Below are 16,010 nucleotides of genomic sequence, written 5' to 3'. Positions count from 1 at the left end.
TCCGGCGGGGAAGCGGAGGCCGCCGCGGCGGACGGCTCAGCGCCCCAGCTGCTTCCTGATCGGCTTGAGGATCTGGTCGATGGTGCGCCACTCGGGGTCCAGGGTGCTGGTGACGAACACCCGGCCCTCCGACCAGCCCCGGGCGGCCTTCTCGAACTCGGGCAGGATGCCCGACTCCGGGTCCAGGTAGAAGTGGAAGACCCGCTGCCCGCCGACGGTCTGGACGGCGAACAGCGCGCCGTTGGCGCCGAGCATCTCGCGCAGTCCCAGGACGTAGGCCTCCAGCGCCGACGCCGAGCTGCCGGTGGGCAGGCGGTCCTCGTCGGCCTCCGTGTAGGAGACCATGACCTGCGTGTACAGGGTGAGCGCGGGGTAGTCGCGGCGGTGCAGCGGATAGCGCGCCGACAGTTGCAGCGCCCCCCGCAGCGGGATGCGGCCCTGTAGGGTCACCCAGCCGCCGCCACCGCCCATCCCGGACAACTGCCGCACCACCGACGGGATCGTGGTCGGCGGCAGCGGGTCGAGGGGCTTTTCCACCAGCGGCTTCACCGAGGAGACCCAGCGCACCCGGTCGTCCTCGCCCACCGCCAGCAGCACCACGTGCTCGGCGACCTCCTGCTGGGTCTCCTCCGGCAGGAACATGAAGTCGGGGTGGTAGACACCGGCCTCGATGCGGCCGCTGGCGTGGTCCACCCGCAGCGACACCGACGTGTGCGCCAGGTCGAGTTCGTGGTCGTTCCAGGACACCGTCCGGCTGAGCCGGGCGTGGTCGGCGGGCCGCGCGGGGAAGAACGCCCAGTCGGCGTCCTCGGGGGCGGCGCGGTACCAGCGCTCGGCCAGCACCCGGGCCTCGTCGTCGGCTCCGGCGCGCAGGGTCAGCGCGTAGGGCGCGCGCGCCGAGGCGGGCTCGTCCTCCAGGCTCGCCAGCAGCGCCTCGGGGCTGTCCAGGGACTCGAAGGGCGAGCCCGGCTCGGCGGGGCCCGGCTCGGGCGCGCGGGACACCTCCCAGCCGAGGGAGGGGTGGATCCGCCGCACCCGCTCGTCCAGTTGCTGGGCGACCTCGGCGGGGACGGGGGTCTCCGAGTCGACGGACTCGGCCAGGGCGGCGCGCAGGTCACCCCAGGAGGACCAGAAGTCGTCGATGGCGACGGCGGACTCGGAGTCTGCTGAGCGGCGGCGACGGAACAGAGCCATACCCCGATTTTCGCAGAGTCCGGGGGTGTATCCGGCCGTGGATCCGGTGGCGTCGCGATCCGCCCGACAAACCGGTGGGGGCGGTCGCGCGGAGCGCTTAGGCTGGAAGGGCTATGACTCTGCGAGTACTGGCCGCCATGTCGGGCGGCGTGGATTCCGCCGTGGCCGCCGCGCGCGCCGTCGAGGCCGGGCACGACGTCACCGGCGTGCACCTGGCCCTGTCGGCCAACCCCCAGTCCTACCGGACGGGGGCGCGCGGCTGCTGCACCGTCGAGGACTCCCGGGACGCCCGCCGGGCCGCCGACGTGATCGGCATCCCGTTCTACGTGTGGGACATGGCCGAGGAGTTCGACCGCGACGTCGTGCAGGACTTCGTCGCCGAGTACGCGGCCGGACGCACCCCCAACCCGTGCCTGCGCTGCAACGAGAAGATCAAGTTCCAGGCGGTGCTGGAGCGGGCGCTGGCGCTCGGCTTCGACGCGGTGTGCACCGGGCACCACGTGCGGCTCGACAACGGCAGGCTGCGGCGCAGCGTGGACCGGGCCAAGGACCAGTCCTACGTGCTGGCGGTGCTCACCCGCGAGCAGATCGCGCACGCCATGTTCCCGCTGGGCGACTGCACCAAGGCCGAGGTCCGCGCCGAGGCGGCGCGCCGCGGCCTGGCGGTGGCCGACAAGCCCGACAGCCACGACATCTGCTTCATCGCCGACGGCGACACCAGCGGCTTCCTGGGGCGGCGGCTCGGCACCGCGCCCGGTCCCATCGTGGACGAGACCGGCGCGGTGGTGGGGCAGCACAACGGCGCGCACACGTTCACCGTCGGCCAGCGGCGGGGGCTCAACCTCAGCGGCGCGCCTAACCGCCGGTACGTGCTGTCGATCGAGCCGGTGAGCAACACGGTGACCGTGGGACCGCGCGAGGCGCTGGCGGTGGACCGCATCGTCGGGGAGCGCCCGGTGTGGTCCGGGTGCGAGCCGCCGCAGGAGTGGACGCCGTTCACCGTGCAGTTGCGCGCCCACGGCGAGGTGTACCCCTGTCGGGCCCGGCAGCACGAGGGGCGGCTGGAGATCCTGCTCGACGAGCCCGCCACCGGGGTGGCCCGGGGCCAGGCCGCGGTGCTCTACGACGGCGACGTGGTGATGGGGTCGGCGACGATCGACGCCACCTCCCGGGCGCAGCGGACCGTAGCGAGTCAGAACACCCAGTGATTTGTGGCAAAAGTCCTTGATGTTCTTTTCGTCCGGCTCTGTTCCCAGAAGTTAGGTTAGGCATAACATAGTTCTCCCGGAGTGTTGGGGAGGGCTGTATGCCGTACGAGTTCCTGGAAGGGCGTCCGTTCTGGGTGGTCTACTGCTCCCTGCTCGGCATCGTCTTCGCCAGGGCGCAGGCCACCTACTGGCTCGGGCGCGGCCTCGGCGCCGGAGTCCACCGCTCGCGGATCGGCCAGCACATCGGCCCCCGCCTGGTCCGGGCCGAGAACCTCATCAACCGGTTCGGCCCGCCCGCCGTCACGCTCTGCTTCCTGACCGTCGGCATCCAGACCGCGGTCAACCTCACCTCCGGCGCCATGCGCATGCGCTTCGGCCGCTACCTCGTCGCCATGTTCCTGGGCTGCCTGGCCTGGGCCGCGGTCTACAGCCTCGGCGGCATGGCGGTCCTCGCCGCCTGGTGGGGGCTGTTCCTGCACTCGCCGTGGCTGGCCGTGGCCGTCACGGCCGCGGTCCTCGCCGCGGCCGCCGCCGTCGTCGCGTGGCGCCGCCGCAGGGCGACCGCACCGGCCGAGGGCGGGGCACAGCCGGAACCGGCCGCCACCACGGTGAAGTAGCACCGGCCCCGCCCCGCGACCATGTCCCCAGTGCCATGTTCGGCGTTGCCCCATGGCGCTGGGGACATGGTCGTTGTTGCGGGGTCAGCCGAGGTGGGCGCCGAGGCCGCCGTTCGGGCCAGCGGGACGGCGATCCGCCTCGCGCGGGCCGTGCTCTGGGCGTTGGCCGGTCGGCGTCCCGGGGCACGGGGCACAGTGCTCTACTCTGATCCCTCGTGAACGAGCAGCAGCGTCACCCCTGGCAACCCGGGACCTCCACCGGGATCGGGTCCTGGCCCGGGACCGAGCCGGGCGAGGCCGTCCGCACGGTCCTGGGAGAACTCCCCCTCCTGCCGCACCTGCCGGAACTGCCCGGACGGGGGGCCGGAGCCGACATGATCGGCCGCACCGGAGCGCTGCTGGTGGAGCTCCCGATCGAGGTGCAGCCCTCGGGATGGCGGGTCACCCAGCGCGCGGGACGCGACCTGGTACGGGCGCGCAGCTACCTCTCCTGGGACCTGGACGCCCTGGAGGAGCACGCCGCCGAGTACTCCGGGCCGTTCAAGGTGCAGGTCACCGGGCTGTGGACGATGGCCGCGTCGGTCGAGCTGCGCGGCGGCGAGAAGATGCTGGCCGACCCCGGCGCGGTCGCGGACCTGTGCGAGTCCCTCCTGGAAGGGCTGCTCGCCCACCTGGCCGACGTGCGCTCCCGGGTGCCCGGGGCGGACCTCCTCGTCCAGGTCGACGAGCCGTCCCTGCCCGCCGTGCTCACCGGTTCGGTGCCCACCGCCAGCGGCTACGGCCGACTGCGCGCGGTGGACCGGGTCGTGGTCGAGGAGCGGCTGCGCGCGCTGTTCGGCGCGATCAGCGACGCGGGCGCCCACCCGCTGGTGCACTGCTGCGCCCCGCGGGTCCCCGTCGACCTGCTGCGCCGCTCCGGGGCGCGCGCCCTCAGCCTCGACGCCACCCAACTGACCCGCGAGTCCGACGAGGCCATCGGGGTGGCGGTGGAGTCCGGTGTGGGACTCCTCCTCGGCGTGGTGCCCGCCGTCGACCGCCGATTGTCACTCCCGGTCGATACTGTCGAACCGGTACGTGAACTGTGGCACCGGATCGGCTTCGACCCCGAGCAGGCCTCCCGCGACGTGGTCATCACCCCGGTGTGCGGGCTGGCCGGGGCGTCCCCGGCCCACGCCCGCGCAGCACTCGACCTGTGTCGGGAGGCGGCACGGGTGCTACGGGACGAGCCGCGGCCCCGGCAGTGAACGAAAGGACGCGTGCGTGAGCGCACCAGACCCGATCTCCGCCGACGACGTCCCCGCCGACGTGCGGGAGCAGCACGCGCGGCTGAGTCAGGACCTCGACGACCACAGCTACCGCTACTACCTGGGCTCGCCGGTGATCTCCGACGCCGAGTACGACCGGATGATGGCGGAGCTGCGGGAGCTGGAGGCCCGCTACCCGTCCCTGGTCACGCCCGACTCGCCTACCCAGAAGGTCGGCGCGCCCATCAGCAACGAGTTCGCCCCGGTGGAGCACCTGGAGCGGATGCAGAGCCTGGACAACGCGTTCGACGACGAGCAACTGGCCGCGTGGGCGCAGCGGGTCGGCGCCGAGGTCCCGGTCGAGGCGTTCCTGTGCGAGCTCAAGATCGACGGCCTGGCCGTGGACCTGGTGTACGAGCGGGGCCGCCTGGTGCGCGCCGCCACCCGCGGGGACGGCCGGGTCGGCGAGGACATCACCCTCAACATCCGCACCATCGACGCGGTCCCGCTCCGGCTGGACGAGTCCGTGCACCCCGCACCCGAGCTGCTGGAGGTGCGCGGCGAGGTGTTCCTGCCCGCCGCGGCGTTCGAGGAGCTCAACGCCCGGCTCGCCGACGAGGGCAAGCCGCCGTTCGCCAACCCCCGCAACGCCGCGGCCGGGTCGCTGCGGCAGAAGGACCCCCGCGTCACCGCCTCCCGGCCGCTGAGCATGCTCGTGCACGGCGTCGGCGCGCACCGCGGGGTCACCATCACCCACCAGTCGCAGTCCTACGAGCTGCTGGCCGCCTGGGGGCTGCCGGTCAGCGACCGCACCAGGGTGGTCTCCAGCCTCGAGGAGGTGCGCGCCTACATCGCCTACTACGCCGAGCACCGCCACGACCCCGAGTACGAGATCGACGGCGTGGTGGTGAAGGTCGACGACGTCGCGCTGCAACGCCGCCTCGGCTCCACCAGCCGGGCCCCGCGCTGGGCGATCGCCTACAAGTACCCGCCGGAGGAGGTCACCACCACGCTGCTCGACATCAAGACCAGCGTGGGCCGCACCGGCCGGGTCACGCCGTACGCGGTGCTGGAGCCGGTGCGGGTCGCCGGGTCCGAGGTCGAGTTCGCCACCCTGCACAACGCCCAGGAGGTCGCCCGCAAGGGCGTGCTGATCGGCGACACCGTGGTGGTGCGCAAGGCCGGGGACGTCATCCCCGAGGTCGTGGGACCGGTCGTGGAGAAGCGCACCGGCGCCGAACGGCCCTTCGTGATGCCCTCCGAGTGCCCCGAGTGCGGCAGCCCGCTCGGCCAGCAGAAGGAGGGCGACGTCGACCTGCGCTGCCCCAACACCCGCTACTGCAAGGGGCAGTTGCGGGAGCGGCTGTTCTTCATCGCCGGGCGCAAGGCCCTCGACATCGAGGCGCTGGGCTACGTGGCGGCCACCGCCCTGACCCAGCCGCTGGAGCCGGCCGAGCCGCCGCTGCGCGACGAGGGGGACCTGTTCGACCTCACCGTCGAGCAGTTGCTGCCGATCCGCACCCTGGTGCTCGACCCCGACACCGCCGAGCCGAAGCTCGACCCGAAGACCGGCAAGCCCAAGGTGGTGACCTTCTTCGCCAACCAGAAGGGCGAGCCGAAGAAGACCGTCGAGAAGCTGTTCGAGCAGTTGGAGGCGGCCAAGCGGCGTCCGCTGTGGCGGGTGCTGGTCGCGCTGTCCATCCGGCACGTCGGCCCGCGCGCGGCGGAGGACCTCGCCCGGCACTTCCGCTCCCTGGACGCCATCGCCCAGGCCAGCGAGGAGGAGCTGGTCGCGGTCGAGGGGATCGGCCCGACCATCGCGCGCTCCATCGTCGACTGGTTCTCGGTCGACTGGCACCGCGAGATCGTCGAGAAGTGGCGGGCCGCCGGGGTCCGTATGGCGGAGGAGGGCGCCGACGAGGGGCCGCGCCTGCTGGACGGCGTCACCGTGGTGGTCACCGGCTCGCTGGAGAAGTACAGCCGCGACGGCGCCAAGGAGGCGGTGCAGGAGCTCGGCGGCAAGGTCACCGGCTCGGTGTCGAAGAAGACCGACTTCGTCGTGGTGGGGGCCAACCCCGGCAGCAAGTACGACAAGGCGGTCAAACTGGGGGTGCCGATCCTCGACGAGGCGGGGTTCGAGGTTCTGCTCGCCCAGGGGCCGGAAGTGGCCACGAACCTGCGCCTGGCCCCGGAGGAGCCCGCGGCGTCCTGAGCGCCGCGTCAGCAGAAACCGCCCTGGGAGGCCCTGTCTTACCAGGCCAGTGAAGTAATACGATACGCGCTCAGGAAATCACCCGGCAGGGGCCGCCGTGGAGGGAGGGTGGGCCCGCTGCGGTCTTCGGTTTACCTAAAGTCTGCGACCAGCGACACCTGGTGACGAAACGGCGTAAGCTGGTCAGCAGCGGTCCAAGCCGTCTACGACTGGTTGTCGGCCATGGGGAGGGTGGCCGGAACGGTCGCGTCAGAGCCCGTGCGGGGCGCGAGGAGGCGGAGGGGGAACTTCGGCCGCCACGCGTTCCACGAACCATCCCGAGGACGTCATGAAAGATCCCAACAACACCCGGGATGTCGGCCCCCGGGTCGGGACGCCGCTGTGGCTGTACCTTGCCAGCACCACGGTGGCAGGCTGCGTTCTCCTCGTCGTGTCCCTGGTCTGGCTGGGGGGAGACCGACTCCAGGCGTTCGCCACCGAGCCGCTCGTGTGGGTTCTGCTGTGCATGGTGATCATCGGCGAACTGCGTCCCATCGCCGCACAGCGGCCCGCGGGCGGCAGCGCCCCCACCTCGCTGCCCTTCTCCTTCGCCCTCGTCATCTACTACGGGCTGCCGATCGCCGGCCTGGTCCAGGCGGTCGGATCACTGCTGGCGGGCCTGGCCCGCGGCCACGCGCCGCACCGCATCGTCTTCAACATCGCCCAGTACACGCTGAGCTTCGGCGTCGCCGACGCCGTCATCCAACTGGTCTACCCCCGCCTGCCGATGTCGTCGTGGGTGCCCGAGGGGACCCAGTTGATGGTGGTCGTCCTGGCCGCGGTCGCCTACTTCGTCACCAACCTGCTCCTGGTCGAGTGCGCGGTCGCCATGCACGAGCGCACCCCGCTGTACCGGGTGCTGGTGAAGGACCTCGGCTACCGCCTCTTCGTCGCCGGAGTCCTGCTCAGCCTGGCGCCGCTGGTGGTCGTCACCATGGCGCACTCGGTCTGGCTGGTCCCGCTGTTCTTCTTCCCGCTGGCCGCGCTGTACAGCAGCGCCTCGCTGTCGGTGAAGCGCGAGTACCAGGCCAACCACGACGAGCTCACCGGGCTGGCCAACCGCAAGCTGCTGATCCTGCGCACCCAGGAGGCGCTCAGCGAGGCGCAGGAGCGCCGCCAGCGCGTCGGCCTGCTCCTGCTCGACCTGGACCGCTTTAAGGAGGTCAACGACACCCTGGGGCACCCCACCGGCGACCGGCTGCTCCAGACGGTCGCGCACCGCCTCACCCGCAGCGTGCGCCCCGGCGACCTGGTGGCGCGGCTGGGCGGGGACGAGTTCGCGGTCCTGCTGCCCCAGGTCCGCGACGCCGCCTCGGCCCGCGAGGTCGCCGCGCGGCTGCGGGTCGCCCTGGCCGAGCCGATGCGCCTGGACGGCATGGACTTCGACCTGGAGGCCAGCATCGGCATCGCGCTGTACCCCAACCACGCCCCGGACTTCGAGCTGCTGATGCAGCGCGCCGACGTGGCGATGTACGTCGCCAAGGAGCAGCGCACCGGCGTCGAGCTGTACGCCCCGCACAAGGACCGCAACTCCGCGGCCCGGCTGAGCCTGTTCGGCGAACTGCGCCGCGCGCTCATCGAGAACGAACTGGAGATGTTCTACCAGCCGATCGTCTCCCTGGCCGACGACCGCGTGGTCGCGCTGGAGGCGCTGGTGCGCTGGCGGCACGGCAACCGCGGCATCCTCCCGCCGGAGGAGTTCGTGCCGATGGTCGAGCAGTCCTACCTCATGCGCAGCTTCACGCACGAGGTCGTCGAGATGACCTGCGCGCAGACCGCCCGCTGGTGGAGCGAGGGCATCACGCTGCCGGTGGCGATCAACCTGTCCGCCCCGGAGCTGCGCGACCCCACCCTGCCGGAGAACATCGAGGCCGGACTGCGGCGGCACCGGCTGGAGCCGAGGGCGCTGCGCCTGGAGATCAGCGAACGCGCCCTGGTCGCCGACGCCGAGGCGGTCGTCCCCACCATCATGGCCCTGGCGGAGCTGGGCGTCACGGTGACCCTGGACGACTTCGGCACCGGCTACTTCACCCTGGCCCGCCTCAACGGGCTCCCCGTCACCGAGGTCAAGGTCGACGGGTCGTTCGTGCGCCACATGGCCGACGGCTCCGACGGCCGGGTGATCGTGGCCGCCGCCGTGGACCTGATGGGCTCCCTGGGGCTGCGCGCCATCGCCGAGGGGGTCGAGACCGCCGAGCAGGCCGCGGCGATGCGCGGCCTCGGCTGCTACGCGGCGCAGGGCCGCTACTTCGCCCCGCCGTTGGACGCCGGGGCCGTCACCGGGTGGCTGCTCGAACACGGCGGCCTGGAGATCGTCCCCCCGGGGGGACGCGCCGGGGCGGCCTGGCGCGGCGCTGTGCGGCCACCGACCACCCCGCGGCAGCCATAGGATTGACCTGTCCGAATCTGCCGAAGGAACGGTTGCAATCCATGTCCGCCATCACCCGTGATGAGGTCGCGCACCTCGCCCGGTTGGCGCGGCTGGCGCTGCCCGAGGACGAGCTCGACCAGCTCGCCGCCCAGCTCGATGTGATCATCTCCGCTGTGGCCAAGGTGCAGGAGGTCGCCAAGGGCGACATCCCGCCGACCTCGCACGCCCTGCCGTTGACCAACGTCTACCGTCCTGACGAGGTCAGGCCCGGCCTCACCCCCGACCAGGCGCTGGCGGAGGCCCCAGCGGTGGAGGACGGCCGGTTCCGGGTGCCGCAGATCCTGGGGGAGGAAGAGTGACCGAGCTGATCAGGTTGAGCGCGGCCGAGCTCGGCGCGGCCATCGCCTCGGGCGAGACCTCCGCGGTCGAGGCCACCCAGGCGTACCTGGACCGGATCGAAGCGGTCGACGGCGAGATCCACGCCTTCCTCCACGTCGCCGCGGAGAAGGCGCTGGAACAGGCCCGCGCGGTGGACGCCCGGCGCGCCGCGGGCGAGGAGCTCGGCCCGCTGGCCGGGGTGCCCGTCGCGCACAAGGACGTCTTCACCACCAAGGACATGCCCACCACCGCCGCCTCCAAGATCCTGGAGGGCTGGCAGCCGCCCTACGACGCCACCGTCACCGAGCGCCTGCGGGACGCCGGGCTGGTCATCCTCGGCAAGACCAACATGGACGAGTTCGCCATGGGCTCCTCCACCGAGAACTCCGCCTACGGCCCCACCCGCAACCCGTGGAACACCGAGCGCATCCCCGGCGGCTCCTCGGGCGGCTCCTCGGCCGCCGTGGCCGCGTTCGAGGCGCCGCTGGCGACCGGCACCGACACCGGCGGCTCCATCCGGCAGCCGGCAGCGGTGTGCGGCCTCGTCGGCGTCAAGCCCACCTACGGCAGCTCCTCGCGCTACGGGCTGATCGCGTTCGCCTCCTCGCTGGACACGCCGGGGCCGTTCGCCCGCAACGTGCTGGACGCGGCCCTGCTGCACGAGGCGTTCTCCGGGCACGACCCGCGCGACTCCACCTCGGTGGACGCGCCGGTCCCCCCGGTGGTCGAGGCGGCCCGGCGCGCCGACGTCTCCGGCATGCGCATCGGCATGGTCAAGGAGCTGTCCGGAGAGGGCTACCAGCCGGGCGTCCTGCAACGCTTCACCGAGGCGGTGGAGCTGCTGGAGTCCCTGGGCGCCAAGGTCGTCGAGGTGTCCTGTCCGAGCTTCACCACCGCGCTCGCGGCCTACTACCTCATCGCGCCCAGCGAGTGCTCGTCCAACCTGGCCCGCTTCGACGCGATGCGCTACGGGCTGCGGGTCGGCGACGACGGCACCCGCAGCGCCGAGGAGGTCATGTCGCTGACCCGCGCCCAGGGCTTCGGGCCGGAGGTCAAGCGCCGCATCATCCTGGGCACCTACGCGCTGTCCAGCGGCTACTACGACGCCTACTACGGCTCGGCCCAGCAGGTGCGCACCCTCATCAAGCGCGACTTCGACGCTGCCTTCGAGCACGTCGACGTGCTGATCTCGCCCACCACGCCGACCACGGCGTTCCCGCTGGGCGAGCGCACCGACGACCCGATGGCGATGTACCTGGCCGACCTGTGCACGATCCCGACCAACCTGGCGGGCAACGCCGCGCTGTCGGTGCCGTGCGGGCTGGCCCCCGAGGACGATCTTCCGGTGGGCCTCCAGGTCATGGCGCCCGCGCTGGCCGACGACCGCGCCTACCAGGTGGGTGCGGCCGTGGAGGCGGCGCTGCGCGACCGGTGGGGCGGCGACCTGCTGTCCAGGTGCTCCTACGCGGTCTGAGCGCGCACCGACGACGCGGCGGCGCCCCCGGGAGTCCCTCTCCCGGGGGCGCCGCCGTTCTGCCGTCCTGTGCGCGGGCCGGTCCCGGACACGGGAGAGGCCCCGCCGCACCGGGTGCGACAGGGCCTCTCTCAGCGGCCGCCGGGGTCACCGGCGGGCCGGTGACGCGGAGATCAGGCGTCGTCCGCGCCGCTGCGGCGCTTGCGGGCCAGGTACATCGCGGCACCGCCACCGCCGACCGCGACGACCGCGGCGGCGATCAGGCCGCCCAGCGCGGCACCGGTCACGGGCAGGCCGGGCCGGTTGGCCGGGGGAGTCGGCTTCGGCGACTCAGCGGGCGGAGTCGGGGAAGGAGAGTCCGACGGGCTGGGAGTCGGGGTGGGCGACTCCTCCGGGACGCTGGGGGACGGGCTGGGCGTCTCGGAAGGCTTGGGCGCGGTCCAGGTGACCTTCACCTCGGCGCTGGCCTCGGTCGAGGTCTTGCCCGCGGAGATCAGGGTCTGGGTCTTCGGGGTGCCCTCCAGGCCCCGGAACAGGCGGCCGATCTCGACCGTCGCCGTCACGGAGGCGCTGACGGTGGCCTCGCCGTCCGGGGTGCCCTCCGGCACCAGTACGGCGAACTTGTCGCCGTTGCCCACCTCGGAGACCGGGTTGCCGTCGAGGTCGACGGTCTTGACGCCGTCGGGGCCGTCCAGGGTCAGCGGAACCGAGTCGGCGGTGGTGGAGACGGTGAACTCGCCGATGGAGCCGCCGGACTCGCCGGACGCCTCGTTCGGGGTGATGGTCAGCGAGGCGGGGGCCTGCTGGATCTCGGTGGCGTTGTCGACCAGGTACTTGTAGAGCTTCCAGACCGCCTCGGGGTTGCCGTCCTGCTTCAGGTCGGCGCCGTTGCTGTAGTGCCAGATGGCGGCCTGGGTCGCGGAGAGGGCGTCCTTCTCGGTCAGGTCCGGAATGCCGGCCTTCTCGGCCAGCTCCTCGGCGGAGACCGTGGGGTAGGAGTTCTGGAGGATCCACAGCACCTTGCCGGGCTGGGACGAGGCGAACTCGCCCTCACCGGGGTAGTTGCTCCAGTCGTCCTCGACGTAGTCGGCGTTGGTCCTGATCGCGGTCTCGAGGTCGATGCAGTACGCGGGGATCGTGGAGCCGTCGCTGAAGGTCAGCTTGAACAGGGTGGTGCCGACGACCGTGCCGTCCTCGAACTTCAACTGGTGGCCGGAGGCGATGTTGCCCGTGTACCGGGCGTCCACGCCGGTGTCGGCCGAGGCGGGGGCGGCCGCCAGGCCGAACGCGAGGAAGGCGGCCGTCGCGGTGGTGGCGACGGAGACCAGAGCGCGCCGTACACCGCGACGGGTACGAGGGGAGAATTCTGTGGTCAACAAGTCGTATCCCAGGGTTGTCGAGGGGTGTGGACAAGCGATCCCGCCGCGCGGGACGCTGCGTGCGGCGACTGTTTCGCGCGGGGATCGCGCCGGAGGGGGGCGGCTCGGTGGACGATGTCTCGGTGTGTGCGTCCGGTCGAATCAGAAGGACCGCGGATGTCGGTACGTGTGACGTCAGTCGTCGCTCGCCAGCACATCGACACCGGAGTCGCCAGGCGGTTGATCACCGCACCGCCAGATAATAACCCTCTTTATCCGATGTTTCCAAGACAGTGAGTAGAAAGTCCGCTTATGAGCTTTTGGTCCTTGTGCTGGCCGGAGTGAGGTGCTATTGGCCGCCCGGCGTTCCCGGCTGCCCGGGCAAAACCGCTCTGAGCTGAGCGGACGCTGAAATCCCGCGGGAGGTTGAACCGCGTACTATTCGCGGGGAGTCATCAATTTTTATGACGGCGTTCCGGTCCCGGAAGAAGAGGACGCGCAAAAGCGGCGGGTGGATTACTGGCGATCGACGATTTTTTCCGGCGGGAGCGTGGGAGGGCGGCCGGATCCGGCCGCCCTCCCACGCTCCCGCTCCGGGGACGGGTCAGCGCTGCCGGTTCCGTGTCACCAGGATCACCACCGCGCCCGCGCCCAGCAGCACCAGTGCCGCGGCCACCACCGCGCCCAGCCAGGTGCCGGTGATCGGCAGGTCGGCGTCGGCGCGCTTGTCCTCGGCGACGACCGGCGCCGCGGCGGACGGGACCGGGCTCGCCGCCCGGTCCGCCACCGAGGCGGAGGGCGACGGAGCCGGGGACGGGGAGGCGGACTCGGACGGTCCGGAGCCGTCGGCCTCCGCCTCGGCGGAGGCCGGGTTCCAGCTCACCTTCGCCGAGACCGTGAGCGAGGCGATCGCCGCCTCGGCCACCACCAGGGGCTGGGTCTCCACGCCGTCCTTGCCGGAGTAGACCACGCCGGGGCGGACCTGGGCCTCCGCGGCGTGCGCGTAGACGGTGGCCGCGCCCTCCTCGGCGGTCGCCGGCAGGGCGAGCAGGACCTCGTCGCCGTCGCGGGCCTCGCTGACCGGGGAGCCGTCCGCGTCGACCAGCACGGCCTCCCCGGCCCCGTTGACGGTCAGGCGCACCGGCGCCTCACTCGTGGTGTGCACGGTCAGCGGCCCCAGCGACGAGCCCGCCTCGCCCACGACCTCGGCGGGGGTGAGGTCCAGCGCGGCCTCCGGCTCGGGGGCCTGGGCGGCGTGGTCCAGCAGGTAGCGGTAGAGGTCGCGCACCTGGGCCGAGTTGGCGCCCTCCGCCCGCAACTGCGTGCCGTTGGTGAGGTGCCAGATCGCCGCCTGGGTGCCCGCGATCGCCTGTGCGACGCTGAGGCTGGGGATCCCGCTCTGCTCGGCCAGGCGCTCCAGGGGCAGCGCGGGATAGGAGTTGCGGACGATCCAGACGATCTCCCCGGCACGGGCCGCCCCGGGAAGCTCGGGCCAGCCGGCCGCGGCGTAGGCGGCCCGGTGGTCGACGTTGCGGCTGAGGTCCACGCAGTAGGCGGCCACCGTCGTGTCGTCGTCGACCCGCAGCTCGAACAGCGTGGTGGTGGCCGACTCGCCGGTGGTGAAGTGCACGTCCTCTCCGGGGGTCCCCCTGCGGTCCACGCGGGCGATGGTGGTGGACTCCGCCGCCGCGGGCTGGGACAGCCCCCAGCAGACGAGGACGGCCGCGGCCACGACGGCCAGTCCGCGCCGCGCGCGGAACAGCAGGCTTGGCACGATGTCTTCCCGGAACGAGAGAGCGGTGGTGACAGAGGATCGAGGCGCCCTGGTACAGGGGCGGAGAAGGCCGACGCGAATGACAGGAGGCCCGGTAAAAGCCTAACCCGAGTCGCGGGAACGGGCCGCGCACCACGCAAAACCGCAGAACAATCGTGTGCTTCCCGTGACATCCCCGGATTCCGGACAGCGGCGGCCCGGAAGGTCGTCCGCACGTCCGGGCATCGGTAGGCTCGGAGAGGTACCCGCCGGCGCGCTGCCCGGGACGGCGGGTCGCGTGTGCTGGACGACGTGTGTCCTGTCCGGTGGGGCAGCGCCGGGCGGGAGCGGTTCGGAAGACAACGGAAGCGGGTTGTGCGGCGATGGGTAGCGCGGTGACGAGTAACCACTCCGCCACGGGCGGCGCTCCGGCGCTTGTGCCCTACGACGAGGTGCTGCGCGGGTACGAGCCGGTGCTTGGGCTGGAGACCCACGTCGAACTGGGCACCCGTTCGAAGATGTTCTGCTCCTGCGCCACCACCTTCGGAGCCGAGCCCAACACCCAGGTGTGCCCGGTGTGCCTGGCGCTGCCGGGCGCGCTGCCGGTCGTCAACGGCAAGGCCGTGGAGAGCGCGATCCGCCTGGGGCTCGCGCTGAACTGCTCCATCGCGGAGTGGTGCCGGTTCGCCCGGAAGAACTACTTCTATCCGGACATGCCGAAGAACTACCAGATCTCGCAGTACGACGAGCCGCTCTGCTACGACGGCCACCTCGACGTCACGGTGGACACCCCCGACGGGCCGCGCGAGTTCCGCATCGGCATCGAGCGCGTCCACATGGAGGAGGACACCGGCAAGACCTCCCACGTCGGCGGGGCCACCGGCCGCATCCACGGCGCCGACTACTCCATCGTCGACTACAACCGCGCCGGCATCCCGCTGCTGGAGATCGTCACCAAGCCCATCGAGCACACCGGCGAGCTGGCCCCCCTGGTGGCCCGTGCCTACGTCACCGAGCTGCGCGACCTGGTCCGCGCGCTGGGCATCTCCGACGTGCGGATGGAGGAGGGCTCGCTGCGCTGCGACGTCAACGTCTCGCTGATGCCGCGCGGCTCCACGGAGTGGGGGACCCGGACCGAGACCAAGAACGTCAACTCGCTGCGCTCCGTCGAGCGCGCGGTGCGCCACGAGATCGAGCGCCAGGGCGGCGTGCTGGCCGCGGGCGGGCGCGTGGTGCAGGAGACCCGGCACTTCCAGGAGAACACCGGCACCACCGTCGCGGGGCGCAGCAAGGAGGAGGCGCAGGACTACCGCTACTTCCCCGACCCCGACCTGGTCCCGGTCGCGCCCGACCGCGCGTGGGTGGAGCAGCTCCGCGCCGGGCTGCCGGAGCTGCCCGCGGCCAAGCGGCGCCGGGTCAAGGCCGAGTGGAACCTGACCGACAAGGAGCTGCGCGACCTCGTCAACGCCGACGCCATCGACCTGGTCGAGCAGACCGTCGCGGCGGGCGCCCCCCCGGCCGAGGCGCGCAAGTGGTGGCTGAACGAGCTGTCGCGGCGCGCCACCGAGAAGGGGACCGAGCTGGCCGAGCTGCCCATCACCCCCGCCCAGGTCGCCCGCGTCGTGGCGCTGGTCGCCGAGGGGGCGCTCACCAACAAGCTGGCCCGGCAGGTCGTCGACGGCGTGCTCGCCGGTGAGGGCGAGCCGGACGAGGTCGTCGAAGCGCGCGGCCTGCGGGTCGTCAACGACGACTCCGCCCTGGGCGAGGCCGTCGACCAGGCGATCGCCGCCAACGCCGACGTCGCGGAGAAGGTCCGCAACGGCAAGATCGCCGCGGTGGGCGCGCTGGTCGGCGCTGTGATGAAGGCCACGAGGGGCCAGGCCGACGCGGGACGGGCCCGGCAGCTCATCCTGGAGAGGCTGGGCGTCCAGGGCTGAGCGCCCGCCGCCTGCGGAGGCGTCCGGGGAGGCCGGGCACACCCAAGGGGTGGCTACGTACCGTGATCAAGGCGTCACCGAGTCTCGTTGTGCTCTCAACCTCCCCGTGACCTTGGTGGAATAGCGTTGAGAGCACTGAGGAGGCCGTGAGAGAACCTCGTACCCCCGGTCGCCGGGCGCCCGGTCAGCCCGGTCCCGCGACCTTCGGGCACGAGGGCCGGGAGC

The 16,010-nt window shown here is 72.2% G+C and carries 11 protein-coding genes; 8 read left to right on the top strand and 3 right to left on the bottom strand.

Features of this window, described 5'->3' with window-relative positions; genetic code table 11:
* Positions 1 to 36 precede the first annotated feature (36 nt).
* Positions 37 to 1,194 (bottom strand): DUF695 domain-containing protein, encoded by a 1,158-nt coding sequence (locus AC529_RS02190; protein ID WP_068753238.1) that lies wholly within the window; start codon positions 1,192 to 1,194, stop codon positions 37 to 39.
* A gap of 113 nt (positions 1,195 to 1,307) precedes the next feature.
* On the opposite strand from AC529_RS02190, the gene mnmA reads away from it, so the two are divergent.
* From mnmA to gatA, 7 genes are all read left to right on the top strand, one after another.
* Positions 1,308 to 2,402, top strand: a complete 1,095-nt coding sequence (mnmA, locus tag AC529_RS02185) for a tRNA 2-thiouridine(34) synthase MnmA (RefSeq protein WP_198156265.1) — start codon at positions 1,308 to 1,310, stop codon at positions 2,400 to 2,402.
* A 98-nt stretch (positions 2,403 to 2,500) separates the two neighbouring features.
* Positions 2,501 to 3,019, top strand: a complete 519-nt coding sequence (locus tag AC529_RS02180) for a DedA family protein (protein ID WP_068753236.1) — start codon at positions 2,501 to 2,503, stop codon at positions 3,017 to 3,019.
* Positions 3,020 to 3,234: 215 nt separating this feature from the next.
* Positions 3,235 to 4,263, top strand: a complete 1,029-nt coding sequence (locus tag AC529_RS02175; protein ID WP_068753235.1) for a methionine synthase — start codon at positions 3,235 to 3,237, stop codon at positions 4,261 to 4,263.
* A 16-nt stretch (positions 4,264 to 4,279) separates the two neighbouring features.
* The gene (ligA, locus tag AC529_RS02170) at positions 4,280 to 6,475 is read left to right on the top strand and encodes an NAD-dependent DNA ligase LigA (protein WP_068753234.1); all 2,196 of its coding nucleotides are present in this window, start codon (positions 4,280 to 4,282) and stop codon (positions 6,473 to 6,475) included.
* Between the two features lie 328 nt (positions 6,476 to 6,803).
* Positions 6,804 to 8,903, top strand: a complete 2,100-nt coding sequence (locus tag AC529_RS02165) for a putative bifunctional diguanylate cyclase/phosphodiesterase (RefSeq protein ID WP_068753233.1) — start codon at positions 6,804 to 6,806, stop codon at positions 8,901 to 8,903.
* 41 nt (positions 8,904 to 8,944) lie between these two features.
* Positions 8,945 to 9,244, top strand: coding sequence for an Asp-tRNA(Asn)/Glu-tRNA(Gln) amidotransferase subunit GatC (gene gatC / locus AC529_RS02160; RefSeq protein ID WP_068753232.1), 300 nt, complete (start codon positions 8,945 to 8,947; stop codon positions 9,242 to 9,244).
* Complete coding sequence (gene gatA, locus AC529_RS02155) at positions 9,241 to 10,737, top strand: Asp-tRNA(Asn)/Glu-tRNA(Gln) amidotransferase subunit GatA (RefSeq protein ID WP_068753231.1); 1,497 nt, start codon at positions 9,241 to 9,243, stop codon at positions 10,735 to 10,737. The genes gatC and gatA overlap by 4 nt, the downstream gene beginning before the upstream one ends.
* A 173-nt stretch (positions 10,738 to 10,910) precedes the next feature.
* Here the strand turns inward: gatA and AC529_RS02150 are convergent, their stop codons facing one another.
* Together AC529_RS02150 and AC529_RS02145 are read right to left on the bottom strand one after the other, a co-directional pair.
* Positions 10,911 to 12,113 carry a thioester domain-containing protein gene (locus AC529_RS02150; protein WP_394326424.1) on the bottom strand — a complete coding sequence of 401 codons (1,203 nt, stop codon included), beginning with the start codon at positions 12,111 to 12,113 and terminating at the stop codon, positions 10,911 to 10,913.
* A 586-nt stretch (positions 12,114 to 12,699) separates the two neighbouring features.
* Positions 12,700 to 13,869, bottom strand: coding sequence for a thioester domain-containing protein (locus AC529_RS02145; protein WP_068753230.1), 1,170 nt, complete (start codon positions 13,867 to 13,869; stop codon positions 12,700 to 12,702).
* A gap of 362 nt (positions 13,870 to 14,231) precedes the next feature.
* On the opposite strand from AC529_RS02145, the gene gatB reads away from it, so the two are divergent.
* Positions 14,232 to 15,785, top strand: coding sequence for an Asp-tRNA(Asn)/Glu-tRNA(Gln) amidotransferase subunit GatB (gene gatB / locus AC529_RS02140; protein ID WP_083947868.1), 1,554 nt, complete (start codon positions 14,232 to 14,234; stop codon positions 15,783 to 15,785).
* The last annotated feature ends 225 nt before the right edge of the window (positions 15,786 to 16,010 follow it).

Origin of the sequence: Thermobifida cellulosilytica TB100, from assembly GCF_001517975.1 — a bacterium.
GTDB lineage: Bacteria > Actinomycetota > Actinomycetes > Streptosporangiales > Streptosporangiaceae > Thermobifida > Thermobifida cellulosilytica.
Note: the sequence above shows the minus strand (reverse complement) of the source record. Positions and strands in the feature narration are given on the sequence as shown.

What these genes read in the sequence shown, in the direction of transcription:
- AC529_RS02190 (WP_068753238.1), bottom strand. Translation starts at nt 1,194, where the DNA reads ATGGCTCTGTTCCGTCGCCGCCGCTCAGCAGACTCCGAGTCCGCCGTC.
- mnmA (WP_198156265.1), top strand. Translation starts at nt 1,308, where the DNA reads ATGACTCTGCGAGTACTGGCCGCCATGTCGGGCGGCGTGGATTCCGCC.
- AC529_RS02180 (WP_068753236.1), top strand. Translation starts at nt 2,501, where the DNA reads ATGCCGTACGAGTTCCTGGAAGGGCGTCCGTTCTGGGTGGTCTACTGC.
- AC529_RS02165 (WP_068753233.1), top strand. Translation starts at nt 6,804, where the DNA reads ATGAAAGATCCCAACAACACCCGGGATGTCGGCCCCCGGGTCGGGACG.
- gatC (WP_068753232.1), top strand. Translation starts at nt 8,945, where the DNA reads ATGTCCGCCATCACCCGTGATGAGGTCGCGCACCTCGCCCGGTTGGCG.
- gatB (WP_083947868.1), top strand. Translation starts at nt 14,232, where the DNA reads ATGGGTAGCGCGGTGACGAGTAACCACTCCGCCACGGGCGGCGCTCCG.